The sequence below is a fragment of the Pseudomonas sp. SORGH_AS_0211 genome, assembly GCF_031453455.1.
Taxonomy (GTDB): domain Bacteria; phylum Pseudomonadota; class Gammaproteobacteria; order Pseudomonadales; family Pseudomonadaceae; genus Chryseomonas; species Chryseomonas aestiva.
Map to the genome: position 1 here is coordinate 3,032,633 of NZ_JAVIZV010000001.1, position 20,972 is coordinate 3,053,604.

At 67.2% G+C, this 20,972-nt stretch carries 14 protein-coding genes and 1 other RNA gene; 5 read left to right on the top strand and 10 right to left on the bottom strand.

Translation table 11 applies throughout. From position 1 onward, the window contains the following. Positions 1-73 precede the first annotated feature (73 nt). From QE393_RS14090 to QE393_RS14100, 3 genes are all read left to right on the top strand, one after another. Complete coding sequence (locus QE393_RS14090) at positions 74-1,165, top strand: lipase (protein WP_187980119.1); 1,092 nt, start codon at positions 74-76, stop codon at positions 1,163-1,165. 61 nt (positions 1,166-1,226) lie between these two features. Further along, positions 1,227-1,303: non-coding RNA, sX9 sRNA (locus tag QE393_RS14095), on the top strand. Between the two features lie 123 nt (positions 1,304-1,426). Next, positions 1,427-1,951: an ankyrin repeat domain-containing protein gene (locus tag QE393_RS14100; RefSeq protein ID WP_280305824.1), complete on the top strand. Its 525-nt coding sequence runs from the start codon at positions 1,427-1,429 to the stop codon at positions 1,949-1,951. A gap of 219 nt (positions 1,952-2,170) precedes the next feature. On the opposite strand, the gene QE393_RS14105 is transcribed toward QE393_RS14100, so the two are convergent. From QE393_RS14105 to fdnG, 7 genes are all read right to left on the bottom strand, one after another. After that, positions 2,171-3,094 (bottom strand): SdiA-regulated domain-containing protein, encoded by a 924-nt coding sequence (locus tag QE393_RS14105; RefSeq protein ID WP_310044142.1) that lies wholly within the window; start codon positions 3,092-3,094, stop codon positions 2,171-2,173. Between the two features lie 67 nt (positions 3,095-3,161). Then, complete coding sequence (locus tag QE393_RS14110; protein WP_310044143.1) at positions 3,162-7,157, bottom strand: Pls/PosA family non-ribosomal peptide synthetase; 3,996 nt, start codon at positions 7,155-7,157, stop codon at positions 3,162-3,164. Between the two features lie 231 nt (positions 7,158-7,388). Beyond that, a complete protein-coding gene (gene katG, locus QE393_RS14115) occupies positions 7,389-9,650 on the bottom strand; it encodes a catalase/peroxidase HPI (RefSeq protein WP_310044145.1) in 2,262 nt (753 codons plus the stop codon). Between the two features lie 492 nt (positions 9,651-10,142). Then, a complete protein-coding gene (fdhE, locus tag QE393_RS14120; RefSeq protein WP_310044146.1) occupies positions 10,143-11,060 on the bottom strand; it encodes a formate dehydrogenase accessory protein FdhE in 918 nt (305 codons plus the stop codon). Positions 11,061-11,254: 194 nt separating this feature from the next. After that, positions 11,255-11,878 (bottom strand): formate dehydrogenase subunit gamma, encoded by a 624-nt coding sequence (locus QE393_RS14125; protein ID WP_132831718.1) that lies wholly within the window; start codon positions 11,876-11,878, stop codon positions 11,255-11,257. 46 nt (positions 11,879-11,924) lie between these two features. After that, a complete protein-coding gene (fdxH, locus tag QE393_RS14130; protein ID WP_273808003.1) occupies positions 11,925-12,884 on the bottom strand; it encodes a formate dehydrogenase subunit beta in 960 nt (319 codons plus the stop codon). Continuing rightward, the gene (fdnG, locus tag QE393_RS14135) at positions 12,884-15,964 is read right to left on the bottom strand and encodes a formate dehydrogenase-N subunit alpha (RefSeq protein ID WP_310044148.1); all 3,081 of its coding nucleotides are present in this window, start codon (positions 15,962-15,964) and stop codon (positions 12,884-12,886) included. The genes fdxH and fdnG overlap by 1 nt, the downstream gene beginning before the upstream one ends. A 492-nt stretch (positions 15,965-16,456) precedes the next feature. On the opposite strand from fdnG, the gene QE393_RS14140 reads away from it, so the two are divergent. Beyond that, on the top strand, positions 16,457-17,917 hold the full coding sequence (locus tag QE393_RS14140; protein ID WP_310044150.1) for a SulP family inorganic anion transporter: 1,461 nt from the start codon (positions 16,457-16,459) through the stop codon (positions 17,915-17,917). Between the two features lie 60 nt (positions 17,918-17,977). Further along, positions 17,978-18,823, top strand: coding sequence for a universal stress protein (locus QE393_RS14145; RefSeq protein WP_273808006.1), 846 nt, complete (start codon positions 17,978-17,980; stop codon positions 18,821-18,823). A gap of 15 nt (positions 18,824-18,838) precedes the next feature. Here QE393_RS14145 and arfB read toward each other — a convergent pair whose 3' ends face one another. Genes arfB through QE393_RS14160 form a run of 3 tightly spaced genes read right to left on the bottom strand, consistent with a single transcriptional unit; the run spans position 18,839 to position 20,842 of the window. After that, positions 18,839-19,255: an alternative ribosome rescue aminoacyl-tRNA hydrolase ArfB gene (gene arfB / locus QE393_RS14150; protein WP_405046252.1), complete on the bottom strand. Its 417-nt coding sequence runs from the start codon at positions 19,253-19,255 to the stop codon at positions 18,839-18,841. Beyond that, a complete protein-coding gene (locus tag QE393_RS14155; RefSeq protein WP_310044152.1) occupies positions 19,252-19,887 on the bottom strand; it encodes a DsbA family protein in 636 nt (211 codons plus the stop codon). The genes arfB and QE393_RS14155 overlap by 4 nt, the downstream gene beginning before the upstream one ends. 1 nt (position 19,888) lies before the next feature. Continuing rightward, positions 19,889-20,842: a rhodanese-related sulfurtransferase gene (locus QE393_RS14160; RefSeq protein ID WP_310044154.1), complete on the bottom strand. Its 954-nt coding sequence runs from the start codon at positions 20,840-20,842 to the stop codon at positions 19,889-19,891. Positions 20,843-20,972: the final 130 nt, after the last annotated feature.

The following is a 20,972-nucleotide window of genomic DNA, read 5'->3' on the forward strand; positions in this document are numbered from 1 at the left end:
GCGCCCATCGCGGTCCTGGCATGGAAAGCCCTGGCCACCGCGTCCACCTCACGACAATAACAAAGGTGCCGTCATGTCCAAGAAAACCTCCCCCTGGGCCAGCGATGGCCTGCTCGACAACAGCGACATCGTCAGCCTCGGCAACTTCACCTACCTGCACACGCTGAAGAGCGCCGCGGTCACGCCGCTGGCGCAGACCAGCTCGGCCAGCACCCCCACCGTCAGCGAATTCCTCAACGGCGCCATCAGCGAGTACGTGCTGGGTGGCACGCCCGACGGCATGCGGCCGTTCCTGGTCGATGGCCAGCAGCTGACGCTGCACAACTCGCTCAACGGCGCGACGGCCCACACCTGGATCACCGCCGAGAACCAGGTGCTCATCAGCTATGCCGGCACCACTAGAGGCGAGAATCTGCTGATCGACCCCCTGTCCACCGCCGGTGGTCTGCTGAGCGATCTGCAGATCCTCGGCCAGCAGGTCTCCAGCGCCCAGCGGCAGTCGCTGGACTTCGCCCACCAGGTGATCGAGGCGGCGGCCAAGCAGGGCTATGGCACCCAGGACATCTTCGTCACCGGCCACTCCCTGGGTGGCATCTCGGCGGCCTACGTCGCCCAGCAGACCGGTCTCGGCGGCATCAGCTTCGAGGCCTCGGGCATTCCCCGCGATGCGCACGCGGCGGGTCACGGAGGCAACTTCGTCAATGTGGTCACCCTCGGCGATCCGGTGGCCAACTACAGCTCCGACATCCGTGGCGAGCAGCCCTTCGCGCCCAGCTTCGTCAGCCAGGCCGAGGGCGGCGGCAGCCTGCCGCACTATGGTTCGCTGTTCCTGATCGGCGCCCAGGCTGACCAGCACGACCTGACCCAGGCGGCAGCCAAGGTCGGCCACCTGTTCAGCGGCGACAACGGTGGCCAGGTCAATCCGCTGGGGGCCGCCCTGCATCCAGTCAGCGTGGCCGCCGGGATCGCCGAAGCGGCGCGCCTGATCGCCGAATTCCATCTGCCGGCCGCCGAATACACCAACCTCGGGGTGACCCCTACCGGGGGTTTTCTCGACACCCTACCCGCGCAGATCGGTACGGCCCATGGCCCGGTGCTGATGGTCGGCAACTACAGCGTGGCGGAGTTGCAGGCCTTCGCCGAGACCCACGCGACCTTCGGCTGAGAGCCGCTTATAAAACTACTGCGCGTCCGCCATACAGGCACGTGCGGTGCTCGGAATCCTCATGTACTACTCTCGTACACTCCGGTTCCTGCGCGCCGCACACACCTGTCTGACAACCGCTCGCGACGTTTTATAACCGACTCACGCTTTTGCGGCGGCCTTGTTTCGCCGCCGCGAGAGAACTCCCCCCTGCCGTTCGGGTCTGCCCTCCTATCGTCCGGGATCCCGAGGGTCCCGCCCGCCTTAGTCCAGGAGAGCACCATGACCGCAGACGGTCCCCAGCGCATGACCGATGAAGAAGCCCAGGAATTCGCCACCGAGGTGTTCAACCTCGCGCGCACCGGCAATGCCGAGGTGCTGGCCCTGGTGCTGGAGAAGGGGCTGACGCCTAATCTGCGCAACCACAAGGGCGACAGCCTGCTGATGCTGGCCAGCTACCACGGCCACCTGGAGGCCAGTCGCGTCCTGCTGGAGCACCGGGCCGATTCAAATCTGGCCAACGACATGGGCCAGTCGCCCCTGGCCGGCGCGGCCTTCAAGAACAACCTGCCGATGGCCGAACTGCTGCTGGAGCACGGCGCCGCCGTGGAGGGCGCCATGCCCGACGGCAAGACCGCGCTGATGATGGCGGCCATGTTCAATCATGTGCAGATGGTGGAACTGCTGGTCGCCCGCGGCGCCGACCCCAAGGCCCGGGATGCCGCCGGCAACACGGCGCTGAGCGTGGCCCGCGCCATGGGCGCCAAGGATACCCCCGCCGTGCTGGAGCGACTGGGCGGCGTCTGATAAGAGCCTATTCAAAGGCTCGCGAGCTAGAGACAAACAAGGCCTAGGCGGCCCCGCGAAAATGCCTGAGGAAGCGGATCGGACTCGCGCTCGACCGGGCTCGCGTGCGAGTTTACGAGTGGTAAATGAGCATTGCGACGGGACCGCCCAGGCGGGGCTGGCCTTCCAGGGCATTTTCAACGCCGTTTGGCCGACGCGCAGCAGGCTTTGAACAGGCTCTTAGCGCTTCTGGTAGCGATAGAACAGGTTGGGCTCGCTGACCACATAGAGGTTGCCGGCGGTATCCAGGGTGACGCCTTCGGGCTGGCGGATCCGCCGTGACAGGCCACCAAAGGGCGCCGCCAGGGAACGGGTATCCAGGGTATGGCCCTGGTCGTCGAGTTCGATCAGCACCCGCGATTCGTCGCTGAGCAGCAGCAGGTGGCCGGTGCGGCGATCGACATGGACCGCGGACAGGTCACCGGTGCTGGGCGCCTGGTCCAGCCAGGCCTGGCGATCAATGATGCGCAGGGCGAAGTCGCCGTCGAAGCTCCTGAGCAGGCCACGGATTTCATAGAGCTTGCGCGGCGAGTGCTCCTTGACCACGAACAGGCGATCGCGGGCGGCATCGTAGTCCAGCCCCTCGAAGCCCTGGTTGGCGCGGGGGAAGAGATCCAGGGTCAGGCTGCGATAGTCCTTGCGGCGGAGCACGTCGTCGCCCTCGGGGATGCCTACCAGGGTCAGGGCGTTGGCGCCCTCTTCCGCCAGCAGCAGGCGGTCGTCTCCCAGATAGGTCACGCCTTCGACGTCGTCGAAGCCCTCCAGGCGATGGCGTTGCAGCAGCTCGCCGTCCCGGCTCAGGGCCAGCAACTCCGGCGGATTGTTGACCACCGCCCAGAGGCGATCCCGCTCCGGGTCATAGCTGAGGTCGGACAGATTCTCGCTGACGCCGGCCACCGGCTTGGCTTCCACCGCCACCCGGTAGCGACCGAGCTCCAGGGAGGTTCGGGGTTCGCTCTGCCACTGCTGGCCGAGCCAGAACAGCAATTGACTATCCAGATGGCTGCTGCGCAGACCCTGGGTCACTCCCAGTGCCAGCAGCAGCGCCAGGGCCAGCAGCCAGCCGGTCCGCCCAATCCTGATCCGTCGTACCCACGCCGTCATCGCCTTGCCCCGTCATTGTTGTACGGGGCGGAGTATCCGGGGCTGTCTTTATGGTTGTGTGACAGTCCTAGCGCCGGGGCTGAACGGGGTTACCCTCCCAGCGCGAGCGACCCGGCAAGGTTTCGCCCTTCATGACCAGCGACAGCGGACCCAGCTCCACGTCGTCGCCGACGCGGGCGCCATAGAGCACCACGCTGCGCGGCCCCAGGTTGACCCCGGCTCCCAGCTCGACTTCGCCCACCTTCATCACCCGGTCTTCGAACAGGTGGGTCTGGGGCCCGGCCAATGCATTGAGTTCGCCATGGTCACCGAGGCGCACGCAGTCGAATTCGGTGAGGTCGGTGGTATCCAGGTAGGTGCCGCGCCCCAGGCGGGCGCCGAGCAGGCGCAGCGCCAGCGGCAGCCAGGGCGTACCGCGCAGGGTGCCGAGCAGATTGGGCACCGCCAGGGTTTCGTAGAGGCTGGTGATGGCTTCGCTGCGCCAGACGAAGAAGGTCCACATGGGCGCCGAGCGCGGGCGATAACGACCGACCACCAGCCACTTGAGCCCCAGCACCACCCCGAAGCTGGCAAGGGCGAAGGCGCTGCCGGCCAGCAGGGTCTCGCCGAGCAGTGGCAGCCAGGCGCCGGCCTGCCACAGCGGCACCAGGGCTTCGGCGATGGCGCAGCCGGCGGCGACGGTGAAGCCGGTGGGCAGCACGATGCGCAGGGCCTCGATCAGGCCACGCGCCACCCGGCGCCAGGGTGCCGGGCGGAAGGTCAGGCTTTCCGGGTAGCCGGTCAGGGTCTCCCGCGCCGGCAGCCGGACCGCCGGCGAGCCGAGCCAGGTTTCGCCCTGGCGCAGGGGCACGCCTTCGTCGAGCCGACCCAGGACACCGATCAGGGCGTCTTCGGGGAGGTGGCAGCCGTCGGCGACATAGGCGCCGTTGCCGACGAAACTGCGGCGGGCGATGGAGGTGCGCCTGAGGGTCATCCAGCCCTGGGCGACCTGTTCGTCACCGAGCATCACGGCATCGGCGATAAAGGTCTCGGCGCCCAGCTCGAGCAGCGAGGAGACCGGGCCCTGGGCGGTGGAAATCTCGGCATCACGTCCGACCCGGGCACCCAGCAGGCGATACCAGAGCGCCGAATAGACCGTGGCATAGAGGCCCTGCAGGCTTTGCAGCGCCGACTCCTGGATCAGGTTGGCCAGCCACTTGCGCCAGTAGAAGAGGCTGTCGACCGACCACTGGCCTTCGTCCAGGCGCGGCAGGATCAGCCGGCGCGCCAGGGCGCAGCCGAGCAGGGTCAGGGCAACGCTGACCACGCCCAGTGGTAGTGCCAGCACCCCGTATTGCAGGGCATCGAGCAGCAGCGAAGAGGTGTGCCACCAAGGCAGTCCACCAAGGCTTTCCAGTTCGTCGATCAGCAGCGCCAGGGGAAACAGCGGCATGAAGAACAGCACCGAGACCACCAGGCCACTGAGGGCATAGAGCCCTTTCAGCACGGCACGCTGGGCACGGGACACCGGGGCCGGCGGCAGGACGCGGGCACTGGCGGCACCCTGGTCATGGGCCGGCGCACCGCCCCAGTTGCGTCCGGCCGGGATGCGCTGACCGCTGCGCAGGGCGGATTGGGCCTGCAGGCGTGCGCCGTCACCAAGGGCGGTGTCACCTTCGAGGATGGCATAGGAGCCGACCTGGGCTTCGCGACCCAGGGTCACGGCGCCGAGCAGCAGTTCGCCGCGCAGTACCCGGGCGTTTTCGAAGTTGACGCCGTTGCCCAGGCTGGCGCCCTGCCCCAGGGTCAGCAACTCGGGTACGCGCAAGGTCAGGGTGCCGACGAAGGCCTCGGCCCCGACCTGGGCGCCCAGCAGCCGTAGCCAGCCACGGGCCAGCGGCGAACCGCTGAGCAGATAGGCCGGCGCCAGGGCGAGGAAGCGCTCCCCCAGCCACCAGCGGTAGTAGGTCAGGCCCCAGAGCGGATAGCGACCGGGCTGCAGGCGGCCGGTGAGGCGCTTGCCCAGCAGGGCCACGGCGAATTCCAGGCCGATGGCCAGGACGAACAGACTCAGGGCGGTCAGCATCGCCAGGGGCAGCGCGGTACCGGAATGGATCAGCAGCGGGAAGGCCAAGAAGGGCGCCAGCCAGCGGCCCAGGCGCAGGGTCAGGAGTGGCGGCAGGACCACCGCCTGGGCCAGGCCACAGCGCCAGCGCCGCCAGCGGCTGGGCGGCGCCCAGGCCTCGGTGGCCGTCGTTGCGCCTGCCTCGGCGGCGTCGGCCTCCAGGGCCTCGGCGATGGCGCCCAGGGTGCGGCCGGCATAGACCGCCTTGACCGTGGCGCTGGCATAGCGCGGGTCCTGGCGCAGGCGCGAGACCAGGCGGGCGGCAAACAGCGAGTGCCCGCCCAGGTCGTCGAAGAAATCCATCTCGGCGTGCAGGGGCTGACCGGGAAACAGTTCGGCGGTGGCCGCCAGCAGCGCACCCAGGGTGCCACTGGCCGGAGTGACCGGCGCCACCACGGCAATGGCCAGGGGCCGGGCTCGCAGTTGCTTGCGGTCGATCTTGCCGGAGTTCAGCCGCGGCATCTCGCCGAGCCACTCGAAGCGGCTGGGCACCATGTACAGCGCCAGGCAGCCGGCCAGCTCGGTCCGCAGCAGGTCGCTGCGCGGCAGCGGACCGCCATCGCCGACCAGGAAGGCCACCAGTTGCTCCACGCCGCCCTCTTCGCGCAGCACCACGGCCACGGTCCCGACGCCGGGTTGCCGCGCCAGGGTGGCTTCGATCTCGCCCAGCTCGACCCGATAGCCGCGGATCTTGACCTGGTCGTCGACGCGGCCCAGGCAGTGCACCTGGCCGTGTTCGTCGACCCGTGCCAGATCGCCGGTGCGATAGAGCTTGAGGTCGTGGCTGCCGGTGCTCCAGGGATTGGGCAGGAATTTCTCGGCGGTCAGTTCCGGCCGCCCGAGGTAGCCATCGGCCACGCCCGGACCGGTGATGCAGAGTTCGCCCACCTGATCGCGCGGCAGCAGCGCCAGCGGCTGGCTGGCATCGGCATGCACCACCAGCAGGCTGTAGTTGGGCAGCGGCCGGCCAATGGTCACCGGCTCGCCCGGTTGCAGGTGCGCCAGACTCGCCGAGACAGTGGCCTCGCTCGGGCCATAGGTATTGAACAGCCGCCGCTGCGGCCGACTCCAGCGCGCCACCAGGGGTTCGGGGCACATCTCGCCGCCGAGGTTGATCAGGCGCAGGCTGGGGACGTCTTCCGGCAACAGCGCCAGCAGGGTCGGTACCACGTGCAGCACGCTGATGCGATTGGCGGTCAGGGCGCGGGCCAGGGCCTCGGGGTCGGCGGTGATCTCGCGCGGTGCCAGCCAGAGGGTGGCGCCCACCAGGTAGCTGATCCAGATCTCTTCGAAGGACATGTCGAAGGCCACCGAGAAACCCTGATAGACCCGATCGCCGGCCTCTATGCCGAGCAGCGAATTCTCGCTACGCAGGAAGTGGCAGATGCTGTCCTGACGAATGCCGATGCCCTTGGGCTTGCCGGTGGAGCCGGAGGTGTAGATCAGGTAGGCCAGGTGGTCCGGGGAGACCTGGCCACGCCGGCGCAGGGTCTCGCCCTGAGCCAAGGCGACGCCCAGCTCGTCGGGGGTCCAGCAGCCAAGCCCGGGGCGCGCCAGCAGATCGGCGAAGGGCGCCCCGGTGATCACGCCTACCGCCTGGGCGTCTTCCAGGCACAGGGCCACGCGGTCGGCCGGGGTTTCGGCATCGCAGGGCAGCCAGGCGGCGCCGGTCTTGGCGATGGCCAGCTGCATCACCAGCAGCTCGATGCCGCGCGGCAGCCAGAGGCCGACCACGCGGCCGGGCCCGGCGCCGGCGGCCAGCAGCCGCGAGGCGGCGCGGTCGGCCCAGGCGTTCAGTTCGCCGTAGCTCAGGCTGCGCTCGCCTTCGAGCAGGGCGGGTCGCTCCGGCGCCCGCGCCGCGGTGGCCTCGAACAGATCGGCGAGGACTTCATCGCGGCACAGATCGGGGCGGATGGGGCCTTCGACCAGACTGAGGGAGAGTTCGGCAAGCGCTTCCATGGGGGACAGCCTCTAGGTGTTTAGCGCAGTTTGTATCTCCCGGGTTACGCGCTCCTTAAGGGGCGCTTAGGGTTTGCTTAAGGCTGGCGGACCCTCGCGCCGGGGGCGCCGGAATGGCTCTAGGCTGTGGCCTCCGCGAGACTCGCCACTGATCGGGGATGGACGGCGGGTCGCTGGCGAGGCCAAAAAAAACGCCTCCCGAAGGAGGCGTTTTCCGTCACCGCATGGCGATCAGCGCAGATCGAAACGATCCAGCTCCATCACCTTGGTCCAGACCTTGACGAAGTCCTTGACGAACTTCTCCTGGGCGTCGGCACTGCCGTAGACCTCGCTCAGGGCGCGCAGCTGGGCGTGGGAGCCGAACACCAGATCGACCCGGGTACCGGTCCACTTCACGGCACCGGTCTTGCGATCGCGACCTTCGAAGGTGGCCTTGTCCGGACCGGTGGCCTTCCATTCGGTGGCCATGTCCAGCAGGTTGACGAAGAAGTCGTTGGTCAGGCTCTGCGGCCGCTGGGTGAAGACACCGTGCTTGGCGCCGCCGACGTTGATGTCCAGCACGCGCAGGCCACCCAGCAGCACCGTCAGTTCCGGCGCGGTCAGATTCAGCAGATGCGCCTTGTCCACCAGCAGGAATTCCGGCTTGACCTTGAACTCCCCGCCCACGTAGTTGCGGAAGCCATCGGCCCAGGGCTCCAGGTGCCCGAAGGATTGCACATCGGTCTGTTCCTGGGAGGCATCCACGCGACCCGGGGTAAAGGGCACGCTGATCGAATGGCCCGCCGCCTGGGCGGCCTTTTCCACCCCGACGCTACCGGCCAGCACGATCAGGTCGGCGATGGACACCTGCTTGCCCTGCCCTTGGAAGTCGCGCTGGATACCCTCCAGCACCCCCAGCACCTTGGCCAGTTGCGCCGGCTGGTTGACCTCCCAGTCCTTTTGCGGCGCCAGGCGCAGACGGCCGCCATTGGCCCCGCCGCGCTTGTCGGAACCGCGGAAGGTGGAGGCAGCCGCCCAGGCGGTGCCGACCAGTTCGGACACGCTCAGGCCGGACGCGGCCAGTTTGTCCTTGAGCACCTTGACCTCGGCCTCGCCCAGGGGCGCGCCTGCGGCCTTGGGCAGCGGGTCTTGCCACAGCAGTTCTTCGGCCGGGGTTTCCGGGCCGAGGTAGCGGGCCAGGGGCCCCATGTCCCTGTGGGTCAGCTTGAACCAGGCACGGGCGAAGGCATCGGCCAGCTGGTCCGGATTTTCCAGGAAGCGGCGGGAGATCTTCTCGTAGGCCGGATCGAAGCGCAGTGCCAGGTCCGAGGTGAGCATGGTCGGCTGGTGACGCTTGGTGGGATCGTGGGCATCGGGCACGGCATTGGCACCGGCGCCGTCCTTCGGTCGCCACTGGTGGGCGCCGGCCGGACTCTTGAACAGCTCCCACTCGAACTTGAACATGTTCTCGAAGTACTCGTTGCTCCAGCGGGTAGGCGTGGAGGTCCAGGTCACTTCGAGGCCGCTGGTGATGGTGTCGGCGCCCTTGCCGGTGCCATAGCTGTTGTGCCAGCCGAGGCCCTGCTGTTCCAGGTCGGCCGCTTCCGGCTCGGCACCGACGCTGGTGGCGGGCCCGGCACCATGGGTCTTGCCGAAGGCGTGGCCGCCGGCGATGAGGGCGACGGTTTCCTCATCGTTCATGGCCATGCGGCCAAAGGTTTCGCGGATGTCGTGGGCCGAGGCCACCGGATCGGGATTGCCGTCCGGGCCTTCGGGGTTCACGTAGATCAGGCCCATCTGCACCGCGCCCAGGGGATTTTCCAGGGTGCGCTGCGGATTGTCGTTGCGACTGTGCTCAACCGGATGCTGCTCGGGCTGGGCGGTCAGCACACCGTCACCGGGCTGCTCCATCTTCTTGTGGGCGCCGTAGCGGACGTCGCCACCCAGCCAGACGGTTTCCGAACCCCAGAACACCGCATCGTCCGGTTCCCAGACGTCCTGGCGCCCGCCGGAGAAGCCGAAGGTCTTGAAGCCCATGGATTCCAGGGCAACGTTGCCGGTGAGGACGATGAGGTCGGCCCAGGAGATCTTGCGGCCGTACTTCTGCTTGACCGGCCAGATCAGCCGGCGCGCCTTGTCCAGGCTGACGTTGTCCGGCCAGCTGTTGAGCGGCGCGAAGCGCTGCTGACCCTGACCGGCGCCGCCACGGCCATCACCGACGCGATAGGTGCCGGCGCTGTGCCAGGCCATGCGCACGAACAGCGGGCCGTAGTGGCCGAAGTCGGCCGGCCACCAGTCCTGGGAATCGGTCATCACGGCGCGCAGGTCGGCCTTTACCGCTTCGAGGTCCAGGCTCTTGAATTCGGTGGCGTAGTCGAACTCTTCGCCCATGGGATCGGAGAGCGAGGAATGCTGGTGCAGGAAGTTGAGATTGAGCTGGTTCGGCCACCAATCCTTGTTGGTGGTACCGCCGCCGGCGGCGTGATTGAACGGGCACTTGGATTCGGTCGACATCTTCTTGGCTACCTCAGGGTCTTGTTCATCCGGTTGTCAGCCGCGACAGCAGCACGGCCTGCAGAAGGCGTGGTTCCGGTCGCGTCGGCCTAGGGGCTCGACAGGCGCCGAAGCCGGCATCGAGCCGGCTCCGGGTAGAGCCCCACCATGGGCGAAGCGGACGTTGCGGTCATTGTTATCCCCTCATCAGATGGGCACACCGACGAATCGGCGCAATCTCCATACTAGACGGCTTCGCCGCCCGGCGTGATAGAAGGTTTTGTGCCCTGCGATAGACTGGCTCTGCAAGATGACCCGGAGGTGACAGGGCATCCTCGAGCGACTCTTGGCGCGATAAGCAACGTTGGCGACCGCTTCGCCGAGGTTCGCGCGGCTTGGCTTCACGAAGCGCAACCGGGGAGCGCGCGCCTACAGAGGCCCGGGCGGAGCAGACCGCCATATGCGGAAACAGATGCAGCGACCGCCCTGCCCCGAGCGGTCGCCCTGCCCGGTCTAGCCCGGGGCGAACAGCAGATTGGGCGCGTGGCGCTCGTAACCCTTTTCTGCCAGGCGCACGTCCAGCGCCAGGCTGGCGAGATCGGCGGACAGGGGTTCGCTGCGGGCGTCATGGTCGCGATAGAGGTGCTTGAGGTAGGTCTTGCAATGGGCACAGGTCTCGGCGCGCAACGGGGCCTTCTGGGCGTTGGCGTCGTCGGTGCTCAGGGAGTAGTAGCCCAGGCCCTTGCCAGTCTCGCAGTGGCTGCACTTGACCCGCACGAAGTGCCACTCGCAGGCGCACAGCGAGCAGGTGAGATACCGCAGGCCATTGGCCTTGCCCAGGTGATGGATGATGCCGGCCATGGGCGGCGCACCGCAGCAGGGGCAGGACGTCTGGCTACCCTGTTCGCGCAGGGCGGTGAAGTCACTGCGCTGCAGCCAGTGGGTCCAGGCCACCTGCAGGGCGGCGCCGAGAAAGGGCACCACGCCAGCGGGCACCAGCTCGTAGCTGCCGGCCAGCAGGGCGATGGCCCAGGCCTTGCGCTGGCCAGCATCGGCCTGGCGCAATTCGTCCAGGGCGGCCTGCACCGGCGCCTGCGCGAGCGTGAGGGTCTCCAGCAGGGCATCCAGCGCGGGCAACCAGTCGCCTTCGCGGACCAGGGTGTCGTAACCCAGGGGTGGCAGACCATGCTGCAGACTCTGGGCGCTGCGCGCCTCGTCCAGCGGCAGGGGGGCGAGGCGGTCGAAGACCCCTTGCTGGGCTTCGCAAAGCTCGGCCATCAGCAGCAGGTAGTCACTCAGCGCATTGCCGGCGGCCAGCAGGCGCAGGCGGTCGGCGCGATAGCCGAACAGCTCGCCACCGGGCAGCAGGATGAAATCGGGATTGACGGCCGCGGCTTCGATTTCGCCGGGCTCGAGGATCTGGCCCGCCATGGCAGGGCTCCTTAGCAGAACGGTGGAAGATAGAGGATTCAGGATAGCGGGCGGGTCGGGAGGTTGGGCTCCGCTGCCCTCACCCCACCCCCTCTCACGGAGGGAGAGGGTGTCAGATCGGTGCGCGGGAGAAAGCCCGCGCCCCTCATCCGTAGGTTGGGTTGAGCGCAGCGAAGCCCAACAGCAGAGACACCTCACTTCTTCTCGCGGGTGACCTTCTCGTACCACAGCGAGTGGTGCTTCTTGGCCCAGGCCCGGCTCACCCAGCCGGTCATCATCGCGGTCACCGAACCCTTGATCCAGATCCCGGCATAGATGTGCACGATGATCGACAGCACCAGCACGAAGGCGGCGACGGCATGGGCCAGGGCGCCCAGGCGGATCACCGGGATGGGGAACAGGTGGGCGAAGTACTGCCGCCAGATGACCACGCCGCTGACCAGCAGGACCAGCATGCAGGCCAGCAGTACCCAGAACAGGATCTTCTGCCCGGGGTTGTACTTGTCGATCGGCGGCAGCTTCTCCTCGCGGTTGTTCAGCACGTCGTTGATCTGCTTGAGCCACTGGGCGTCTTCGCGACCGATCTTGTTGTGCCGCCAGAAGCGGATCACCAGGAAGGCGAAGAACACGAACATCGCCACGCCCATGAAGGGATGCAGGATGCGCGTCCAGGTGCCGCCGCCGAACAGGTTCGACAGGGGAAACAGCGCCGGGTGGAACAGCGCCAGCCCCGACAGCCCGGCCATGAAGAACAGGATCGCCACGATCCAGTGGTTGGTCCGCTCGTTGGCGTTGTAACGCTGGATTTCAGGTTTCATCTCGATCTCCCAGGACGCCCCCGGCCAAACCGGGGGCGTGCCCCTGCTAGGGCTGCTTGTCGTGCGGATCGAAGATCTGCACGGACGGACTCAGCTGCTTGACCTCGCCCCTGGGCGCATCGCCCTCGTGACGGGGCGGCGCCTCGACCACTTCGTCGTCGTCATCGGTCCGGTTGGGGCCGACACGCACGTAGTGGAAGAAACCGGCCAGCACCGCCGCGCCCATGGCGAACAGCGCCAGGGGTTTGGTGAAGCCCTTCCACAGGCCCACGGTGGGGCTGATGGTGGGATCCTTGGGCAGGTGGTTGTACAGCTGCGGCTGGTCGGCATGGTGCAGCACGTACATGACGTGGGTGCCCCCTACCCCAACCGGGTCGTACAGGCCGGCATTCTCGTAGCCGCGGCTCTTGAGATCGACGATGCGCTCGGCGGCGTGCTCCTTCATGGCGTCCTTGGTGCCGAACACGATGGCGCCGGTCGGGCAGGTCTTCACGCAGGCCGGCTCCAGGCCGACCCCGACCCGGTCCGAACACAGGGAGCACTTGTAGGCCTTGTTGTCCTTCTTCGAGATCCGCGGGATGTCGAAGGGGCAACCGGCGATGCAGTAGCCGCAACCGATGCAGTGGTCCTGGTTGAAGTCGACGATGCCGTTGGCGTACTTGACGATGGCCCCCGGACTCGGACAGGCCTTCAGGCAACCCGGCTCGGCGCAGTGCATGCAGCCGTCCTTGCGGATCAGCCACTCCAGCTTGCCGGCCTCGTCCTCGTGCTCGGTGAAACGCATCAGCGTCCAGGAGTCCGCGGTGAGGTCCGCCGGGTTGTCGTAGGTGCCGTGGGTGTGGCCCACCTCGTCGCGCAACTCGTTCCATTCCGAACAGGCGACCTGGCAGGCCTTGCAGCCGATGCACTTGGACACATCGATCAGCTTGGCCACTTCCGCCTGGGTGCGCACCGACGTATAGGTCGTGGTGGTCGCGGAGCGGGCGTAGATATCTTGGCTGGCCATCACGCTTTCTCCACGTTGACGAGGAACGACTTGAACTCGGGCGTCTGGGTATTCCCGTCACCCACGAAGGGGGTCAGGGTGTTGGCCAGGTAACCCATCCGCGCCACACCGGAGAAACCCCAGTGGATGGGGATGCCGACGTGGTGCACCGTCTCGCCGTTGACCTGCAGCGGACGGATCCGCTTGGTCACTACCGCCTTGCAGACGATGTGGCCGCGCTTGGAGGTGACGCGCACGAGATCACCCGCGGCGATGCCCTTCTGCTTGGCCAGCACCTCGCCGATCTCGACGAACTGCTCCGGCTGGATGATGGCGTTGAGGCGGCAGTGCTTGCTCCAGTAGTGGAAGTGCTCGGTCAGGCGGTAGGTGGTGGCCGCATAGGGGAAGTCCTTGCGATCGCCGAAGTCCGCCCAGTCGTCCTTGAGCACCCGCGCCGCCGGGCTGTTGAGCGCCTTGCGGTTGTTGGGATGCAGCGGGTTGACGCCGATGGGCGTCTCGAACGGCTCGTAATGCTCCGGGAAGGGCCCTTCGGCCATCTTGTCCAGGGCGAAGAAGCGCGCCACCCCTTCGGGATTCATGATGAAGGGACTCATGCCGTCGGCCGGCTTGGCGTCGATCTTGTAGTCGGGCACGTCGGTGCCGCCCCACTTCTGCGCCTTGTCGTTCCACCACACCAGCTTCTTGCTCGGGTCCCAGGGCTTGCCGCTGAGATCCGAGGAGGCGCGGTTGTAGAGGATGCGTCTGTTGTTCGGCCACGACCAGGCCCAGCCCAGGGTCTGCCCCATGTGGAACGGATCGCTGTTGTCGCGCCGCGCCATCTGGTTGCCCTGCTCGGTCCAGGCGCCGCAGAAGATCCAGCAACCCGACGCCGTGCTGCCGTCGTCCATCAACTGGCCGAAGCCGGCGAGCTGCTGACCGGCCTTGGCCGAGACCGCGCCCTTGGCGTCCAGCACATCGGTGACGGCATAGCCGTTGAACTCCTTGGCGAGTTCTTCCGGCGCCGGCTCCTCGGGCTTGGCGTAGGGCCAGGACAGCCCCAGGATCGGATCGGGGAAGGCCCCGCCTTCCTTCGCATAGGCCTCGCGCAGCTTGAGGAACAGCTCGGACATGATGGCGATGTCGCTACGCCCTTCCCCGGGTGCCTCGGCGCCCTTGAAGTGCCACTGCAGCCAGCGGCTGGAGTTGACCAGGGAGCCGTCTTCCTCGGCGAAGCAGGTGGTGGGCAGGCGGAACACCTCGGTCTGGATTTCCGCGGTGTTCACATCATTGTGATCGCCGTGGTTGCGCCAGAACTCGGAGGTCTCGGTGGCTAGCGGGTCCATGATCACCAGCCACTTGAGCTTGGACAGCCCGCGCATCACCTTGGCCTTGTTGGGGAAGGCGGCGATGGGGTTGAAGCCCTGGCAGACATAGCCGTTGACCTGGCCCTTGCCCATCATGTCGAAGTAGCGCAGGACGTCATAGCCGGCACCGGTGACGTCGACCTTGGGCAACCAGTGGTAGCACCAGTCGTTGTCCTTGGTGGCCTTGTCGCCGTACCAGGCCTTCATCAGGCTGACGTGGAACTTGCCGTAGTTCTGCCAGTAGCTCATCTGTCCCGGGCGCAGCGGCTTGCTGGCGCGGCGGGCAATGAAGGCGTTGTAATCCTGCTCGCCGTCGCCACCGATGGTCAGGTAGCCGGGCAGCTGGATCGACAGCAGGCCCAGGTCGGTGAGGCCCTGGATGTTGGAGTGACCGCGCAGGGCGTTCATGCCGCCACCCGGCAGGCCGATGTTGCCCAGCAGCAGCTGAACCATGGCGCCGCAGCGGATGATCTGCGCCCCGATGGAGTGCTGGGTCCAGCCCAGAGCATAGAGGATGGTCATGACGCGACCGGGCGCCGAGGTCTCAGCGATTTCGGCCCAGACCTTCTGGATCGCGTCGGTCGGCGTGCCACAGGTCTGGCTGGCCACTTCCAGGGTGTAGCGGCTGTAGTGCTGCTTCATCAGCTGGAAGACGCAGCGCGGATCCTGCAGGGTCGGATCGATCTTGACGAAGCCGTCGTCGCCGATCTGATAGCCCCAGTTCACCTTGTCGGTGTAGGTCCGTTTCTCGGCGTCGTAGCCGTTGTACAGGCCGTCCTCGAAGGTAAAGCCTTCCTTCACCAGGAAGCCGGCGTCGGTGTAGTTGCGGACGTACTCCTGCTGGATCTTGTCGTGGGTGATCAGGTAATTGATCAGCCCGCCGAGGAAGGCGATGTCGCTGCCGGTGCGGATCGGCGCATAGTAATCCGCCACCGAGGCGGAACGGGTGAAACGCGGATCGACCACGATCAGCCGGGCGTTGTTGTGCGCCTTGGCCTCGGTGACCCATTTGAAGCCGCACGGATGGGCTTCAGCGGCATTGCCGCCCATGATGAGGACGAGATTGGCGTTCTTGATGTCGCTCCAATGATTCGTCATCGCACCACGGCCAAACGTCGGGGCAAGACCTGCCACCGTCGGGCCGTGTCAAACGCGCGCCTGGTTGTCGAAGGCCAGCAGGCCCAGACTCCGTGCGATCTTGTGCGTCAGATAACCGGTTTCATTGGAGGACGCTGAGGCGGCCAGGAAGCCCGTAGTCAACCAGCGATTGACCGTCTGGCCCTTGTCGTTGGTGGCGATGAAGTTGGCGTCGCGGTCTTCCTTCATCAGGGTGGCGATGCGCCCGAGCGCCTCGTCCCAGCTGATGCGGGTCCACTCGTTGCTGCCGGGCTTGCGGACTTCAGGGTACTTGAGGCGATTGGGGCTGTGGATGAAATCCAGCAGGCCGGCGCCCTTCGGGCAAAGGGTGCCGCGATTGACCGGATGGTCGGCGTCGCCCTCGATGTGAATGATGTTCTGGGCCACGTTCTTGGCCCGGTCGCCCATGCTGTACATGATCAGGCCGCAGCCGACCGAGCAGTAGGGACAGGTGTTACGGGTTTCCACGGTGTGCGCCAGTTTGAAATGGCGCACCTGGTCGGCAAAGGCGGCTGTGGGAGCCATACCTAACGCCGCCAGGCTGGATCCCGCAAGGCCGACTCCAGCGACCTTGAAGAATTGCCGACGGTTCATATCCACGATTCTTATCCTCGTTCAGGCTGGGTCCGGTGCGTAGCCGAACCCTGCACAGAGAGTAACCCAACCGCCTGGCTTATCGAGCGCTCAGCTGTTGTCGCCGATCAATGGAAGTCGGCCTTCCGTCCCCTGAGCCGCCGTGGCCTGACGCATGGCCTGGGATCCAGCACGGCCGGGTACCCTGCCGTTGGCAGCGGATCAGCGCCGGCCAGCCGCCACTCGGTGAGCGGGTGCGCAAGGCCAGGGCCCGGCGAAAGGTATCCAGTAGAGCGGTCCGGCGATCCCGGCGACTCGGCAGCCCCGGAAAGTCATGCTAAGCTCGCTAACTTTCCTCGCGCTGCCTGCGGACCCCTCACCATGTCCAAGCACCTGCCGACGCCGCCATAGCGCCACCCCTCCCCTGGTACTGCCGCTGCGGCCTGTACCCGAGTCCTGCTGCCCTGTCGTCTCTCCGCGATCGCGCCCCGCCGTGCGGTCGCCCGTTCTGGATACGCCATGAAAAGTGTCTCTCCCCGCGCCGACCTCCTGGCCGGTCTCACCACGTCCTTCGCGCTGGTGCCCGAGTGCATCGCCTTCGCCCTGGTCGCCCACCTCAATCCGCTGATGGGTCTCTATGGCGCCTTCTTCATCTGTACCCTCACGGCCCTCTTCGGTGGCCGCCCCGGCATGGTCTCCGGCGCCGCCGGCTCCATGGCGGTGGTCATCATCGCCCTGGTGGTACAGCACGGTGTGCAGTACCTGCTGGCCACGGTGGTGCTCGGCGGCCTACTGATGATCGGCTTCGGCCTGCTGCGCCTGGGCAAGCTGATCCGCATGGTGCCGCATCCGGTCATGCTGGGGTTCGTCAACGGCCTGGCCATCGTCATCGCCCTGGCCCAGCTGGAACACTTCAAGCAGGGCGAGACCTGGCTCAGCGGCACGCCGCTGTACCTGATGATCGGTCTGACCGCCGTGACCATGGCCATCATCTGGCTCTTGCCGCGACTGACCCGCGCCGTGCCGCCGGCGCTGGCCGCCATCCTCGGCGTGGGGCTGGCGGTGCATTTCCTCGACCTGCCCACCCGCACCCTGGGTGACATGGCCCATATCGCCGGCGGCCTGCCGCAACTGGCGCTACCCGACATCCCCTGGAATCTGGAAACACTGCAGATCATCCTGCCCTATGCGGTGCTGATGGCCCTGGTCGGCCTGCTGGAGACCCTGCTGACGCTGAATCTCACCGACGAGATCACCGAGAGCCGCGGCCTGCCCAATCGCGAGTGCGTGGCCCTCGGCGCGGCCAACATGGCCTCGGGGCTGTTCGGCGGCATGGGCGGTTGCGCCATGATCGGCCAGACCATGATCAACCTGAGTTCGGGTGGCCGCGGCCGGCTGTCGGGGGTGGTCGCCGGCGTACTGATGTTGCTGTTCGTGCTGTTTCTCTCGCCGCTGATCGAGCGCATTCCGCTGGCGGCACTGGTCGGCACCATGTTCGTGGTCGCCCAGCAGACCTTCGCCTGGGCCTCGCTGCGGGTGCTGCACCGGGTGCCGCGCAGCGACATGCTGATGATCATTGCCGTCACCGTGATCACCGTCTTCGCCGACCTCGCCACCGCGGTGCTCTGCGGCATCGTCCTGGCCGCGCTCAACTTCGCCTGGCAGCACGCCCGCCGGCTCTATGCCGACAGCCACCTGGAAGCCGACGGCAGCAAGAGGTACCAGGTACACGGCACCCTGTTCTTCGCCTCCACCGCCACCTTCCTGAACCAGTTCGATCCGGCCGGCGACCCCGCCAGGGTCGTGGTGGACTGCCGCCACCTGAGTTTCGTCGACTACTCCGCCGTGGCCGCGCTGCGCACCCTGCACGAACGCTATGCCAAGGCCGGCAAGCGGGTGCGGGTGCTGCACCTGTCCCAGCGCTGCAAGCAGCTGCTGCGCCGCGGCGGCATGACGGACGAGCTCGCCCTCGACGATTGAACCCGCAACGGCGCGCCCGGGTCTCTCCCAGCAATGTCCTGCTCCCGGAGACCCGCGGCCATGTCCAAGATCCTCGCCTGCCTCGACGGCTCGGCCGTCAGCGCCGCCGTCTGCGACTTCGCCGCCTGGGCCGGCACCACCCTGGATGCCCCGCTCACCCTGCTGCACGTGCTGGATCAGCGCCGCTTTCCGCGGCCGGGCCAGGCCACGCCGCCCCTGCTGGTCAACCGCGAGCACCTGCTGACCGAGCTGGCGGCGCTGGATGCCCAGCGCGGCACCCTGGCGGAAGACCAGGGTCGGCTGCTGCTCGATGCGGCCCAGCTGCGGGTGGAGGAGCAACAGGCGCGCTGCGCCGGAGCCGTGCTGCAGCATGGTGACCTGATAGGTTCGCTGGAAAGTCTGCAGGAGGATTTCGACCTCATCGTGCTGGGCCGCCAGGGCGAGGACAGTCCGCCCAAGCGACTGATCGGCCGCCACCTGGAAAGCGCCATCCGCCTCCTGCATCGCCCCCTGCTGGTGGCCGGCCACCTGTTCGTCAAACCCAGCGGCGTGCTGCTGGCCTACGACGACAGCAACAGCGCGCGCAAGGCGGTGACCTGGGTGGCCACCTGCCGGCTGTTCGACGGCCTGGCCTGCCATCTGGTGACCGTCGGCCGCGACCGCGAAGAACGCCGCGCCGCCCTCGCCCGCGCCGCTGACGAACTCAGGGCCCGGGGCCGCACGGTCACCACCGCCATTACCGACGGCGACGTGGAACTGGGCCTCGAGCGCTATCGCAAGCAGCACGGCCTGGAACTGGTGGTGATGGGCGCCTTCGGCCACTCCCGCCTGCGCCACTTCTTCATGGGCAGCAACACCCGCAACATGCTGGAAGCCGCCGGCAGTGCGCTGATCGTGGTGCGCTAGCGCAGGCTGCGCCGCCTAGAAATCCACCCGCCCGCGACTGGCCTTGAGGCCGCTGCGGCGCGACTTGCCTTCCAGGCGGCGCTGCTTGGAGCCGTAGGTGGGCTTGGTCGGACGCCGCGGCTTTTCTTGGACATTGGCCGTGGCGATCAGCGCGGCCAGGCGTTCCAGGGCGTCGGCGCGATTCTGTTCCTGGGTGCGGTATTGCTGTGCCTTGATCACCACCACGCCGTCGCGGCTGATACGGCCGTCGCGCAGCCCCAGCAGCCGCTCCTTGAGCGCTTCCGGCAGCGACGAGGCCTGGATGTCGAATCTCAGGTGGACGGCGCTGGAGACCTTGTTGACGTTCTGCCCACCCGCACCCTGGGCGCGAACCGCGGTGAGCTGGATTTCCTGCTCGGGCAGCGTCAGATGCTCGTCGATGACCAGACTCACGCCGGGTGCGCGCCGCGGCTGAGCCAGGCGTCCAGCAGCGGTTCCAGTTCCTCCAGCGGCTGGTAGCCGTTGGTGACCAGCGCCAGCTGACCATCACGCTCGGCCAGCAGCGTGGGGAAGCCGGCGATACCCAGATTCAAGGCCCAGTCGAAGTCGGCCTGGGTCGCCTGGTGCGCCGGCTCGCCGTCGAATAGCGGCGCGAATTCGATGCGCGGCAGGCCACAGGCTTCGGCCAGCTCCACCAGCAGCGCCGGCTGGGTAACGTCGCGGGCCTCGACATAGAAGGCCCGCTGGATACGCTTGGCCAGCGGCCAGACGGCCTCTTCGTCGAGCTGGCGGGCGGCGACCAGGGCGCGGCAGGCCGGCTCGGTGTCGTACACCAGGCCTTCCGGCGGCCCCTGGTCCAGGGCGAACGGCTGGCCGGTGGTCTCCTGCACCGCCTGCCAGTAGGCCAGGGTGCGCACCCGGCTGGCGGTGTCCTGGGCCACCCGCTCGCGACGCAGGCCGCCCACTACCAGGTGCAGGGGAATGCCCTGGGCGGCCGCTCGCTCGGCCAGGCGCTCGACCACCGGCGCGAAGCCCCAGCACCAGGAGCACATGGGGTCCATCACATAGAGCAGGCGACCGGGCATCCTAGGCCTCCTCGGGGCTGGGCAGGGCGTTCAGCCGCGGATCGCGGCCGATGGGATGGGGTTCGTTGCGCAGGCGCGCGAGCTCGATCTGCTTCTGCCGCTCGCGGGCGCCGGCGCGGGTCTTTTCCGACAGCGAATCCCAGCAGTGCGGGCAACTGATGCCGGGGCTGTAATGCGCTGACTGCATGTCTTCCGGCGAGACCGGCGTGCGGCAGGCATGGCACTGGTCATAGACCCCTTCGGCGAGATCATGGGTCACGGTCACCCGGTTGTCGAAGACGAAGCACTCGCCTTCCCAGCGCGACTCGGCCGCGGGCACCTCTTCGAGGTACTTGAGGATGCCGCCCTTGAGGTGGAAGACCTCGGGAAAGCCTTCCTGCAGCATGAAGCTCGACGCCTTCTCGCAGCGGATGCCGCCGGTGCAGAACATGGCGACCTTCCTGTGCCGGGCCGGATCGAAGTGCTCGCGAACATAGGCCGGGAAATCGCGAAAGCTCTTGGTCTGGGGATCGATGGCACCCTTGAAGCTGCCGATGCCCACCTCGTAGTCGTTGCGGGTGTCGATCACCAGCACCTCGGGATCGTCCACCAGGGCGTTCCAGTCCCGGGGTTCGACATAGGTACCCACGCGGCGGTTGGGATCGACACCGGGCACGCCCAGGGTGACGATCTCCTTCTTCAGCTTGACCTTGGTGCGATAGAAGGGCTGCTCGGCGCAGTAGGATTCCTTGTGGTCGATGTCGACCAGGCGCGCATCGGCGCGCAGCCAGGCGAGCACGGCATCGATGCCTTCGCGGCTACCGGAGACGGTGCCGTTGATGCCTTCCTCGGCCAGCAGCAGGGTGCCCTTGACGTCATGGGCCAGGAGGGTCTGCAGGAGGGGTTCACGCAATTGGACGTAGTCGTCCAGGGTGACGAACTTGTACAAGGCCGCCACGACAATCTTGTCGGTCATCTTCGAGTTCCCAGGGGTCGCCCTCGCAAAGGGCGGACCGGTTAGAACCTGTTCATGACCTGCTGCGCGTCGGCCAAACCGCGTTGAAAAGGTCTTCGGAATGCTCATTTACCCCTCGTAAACTCCGCTT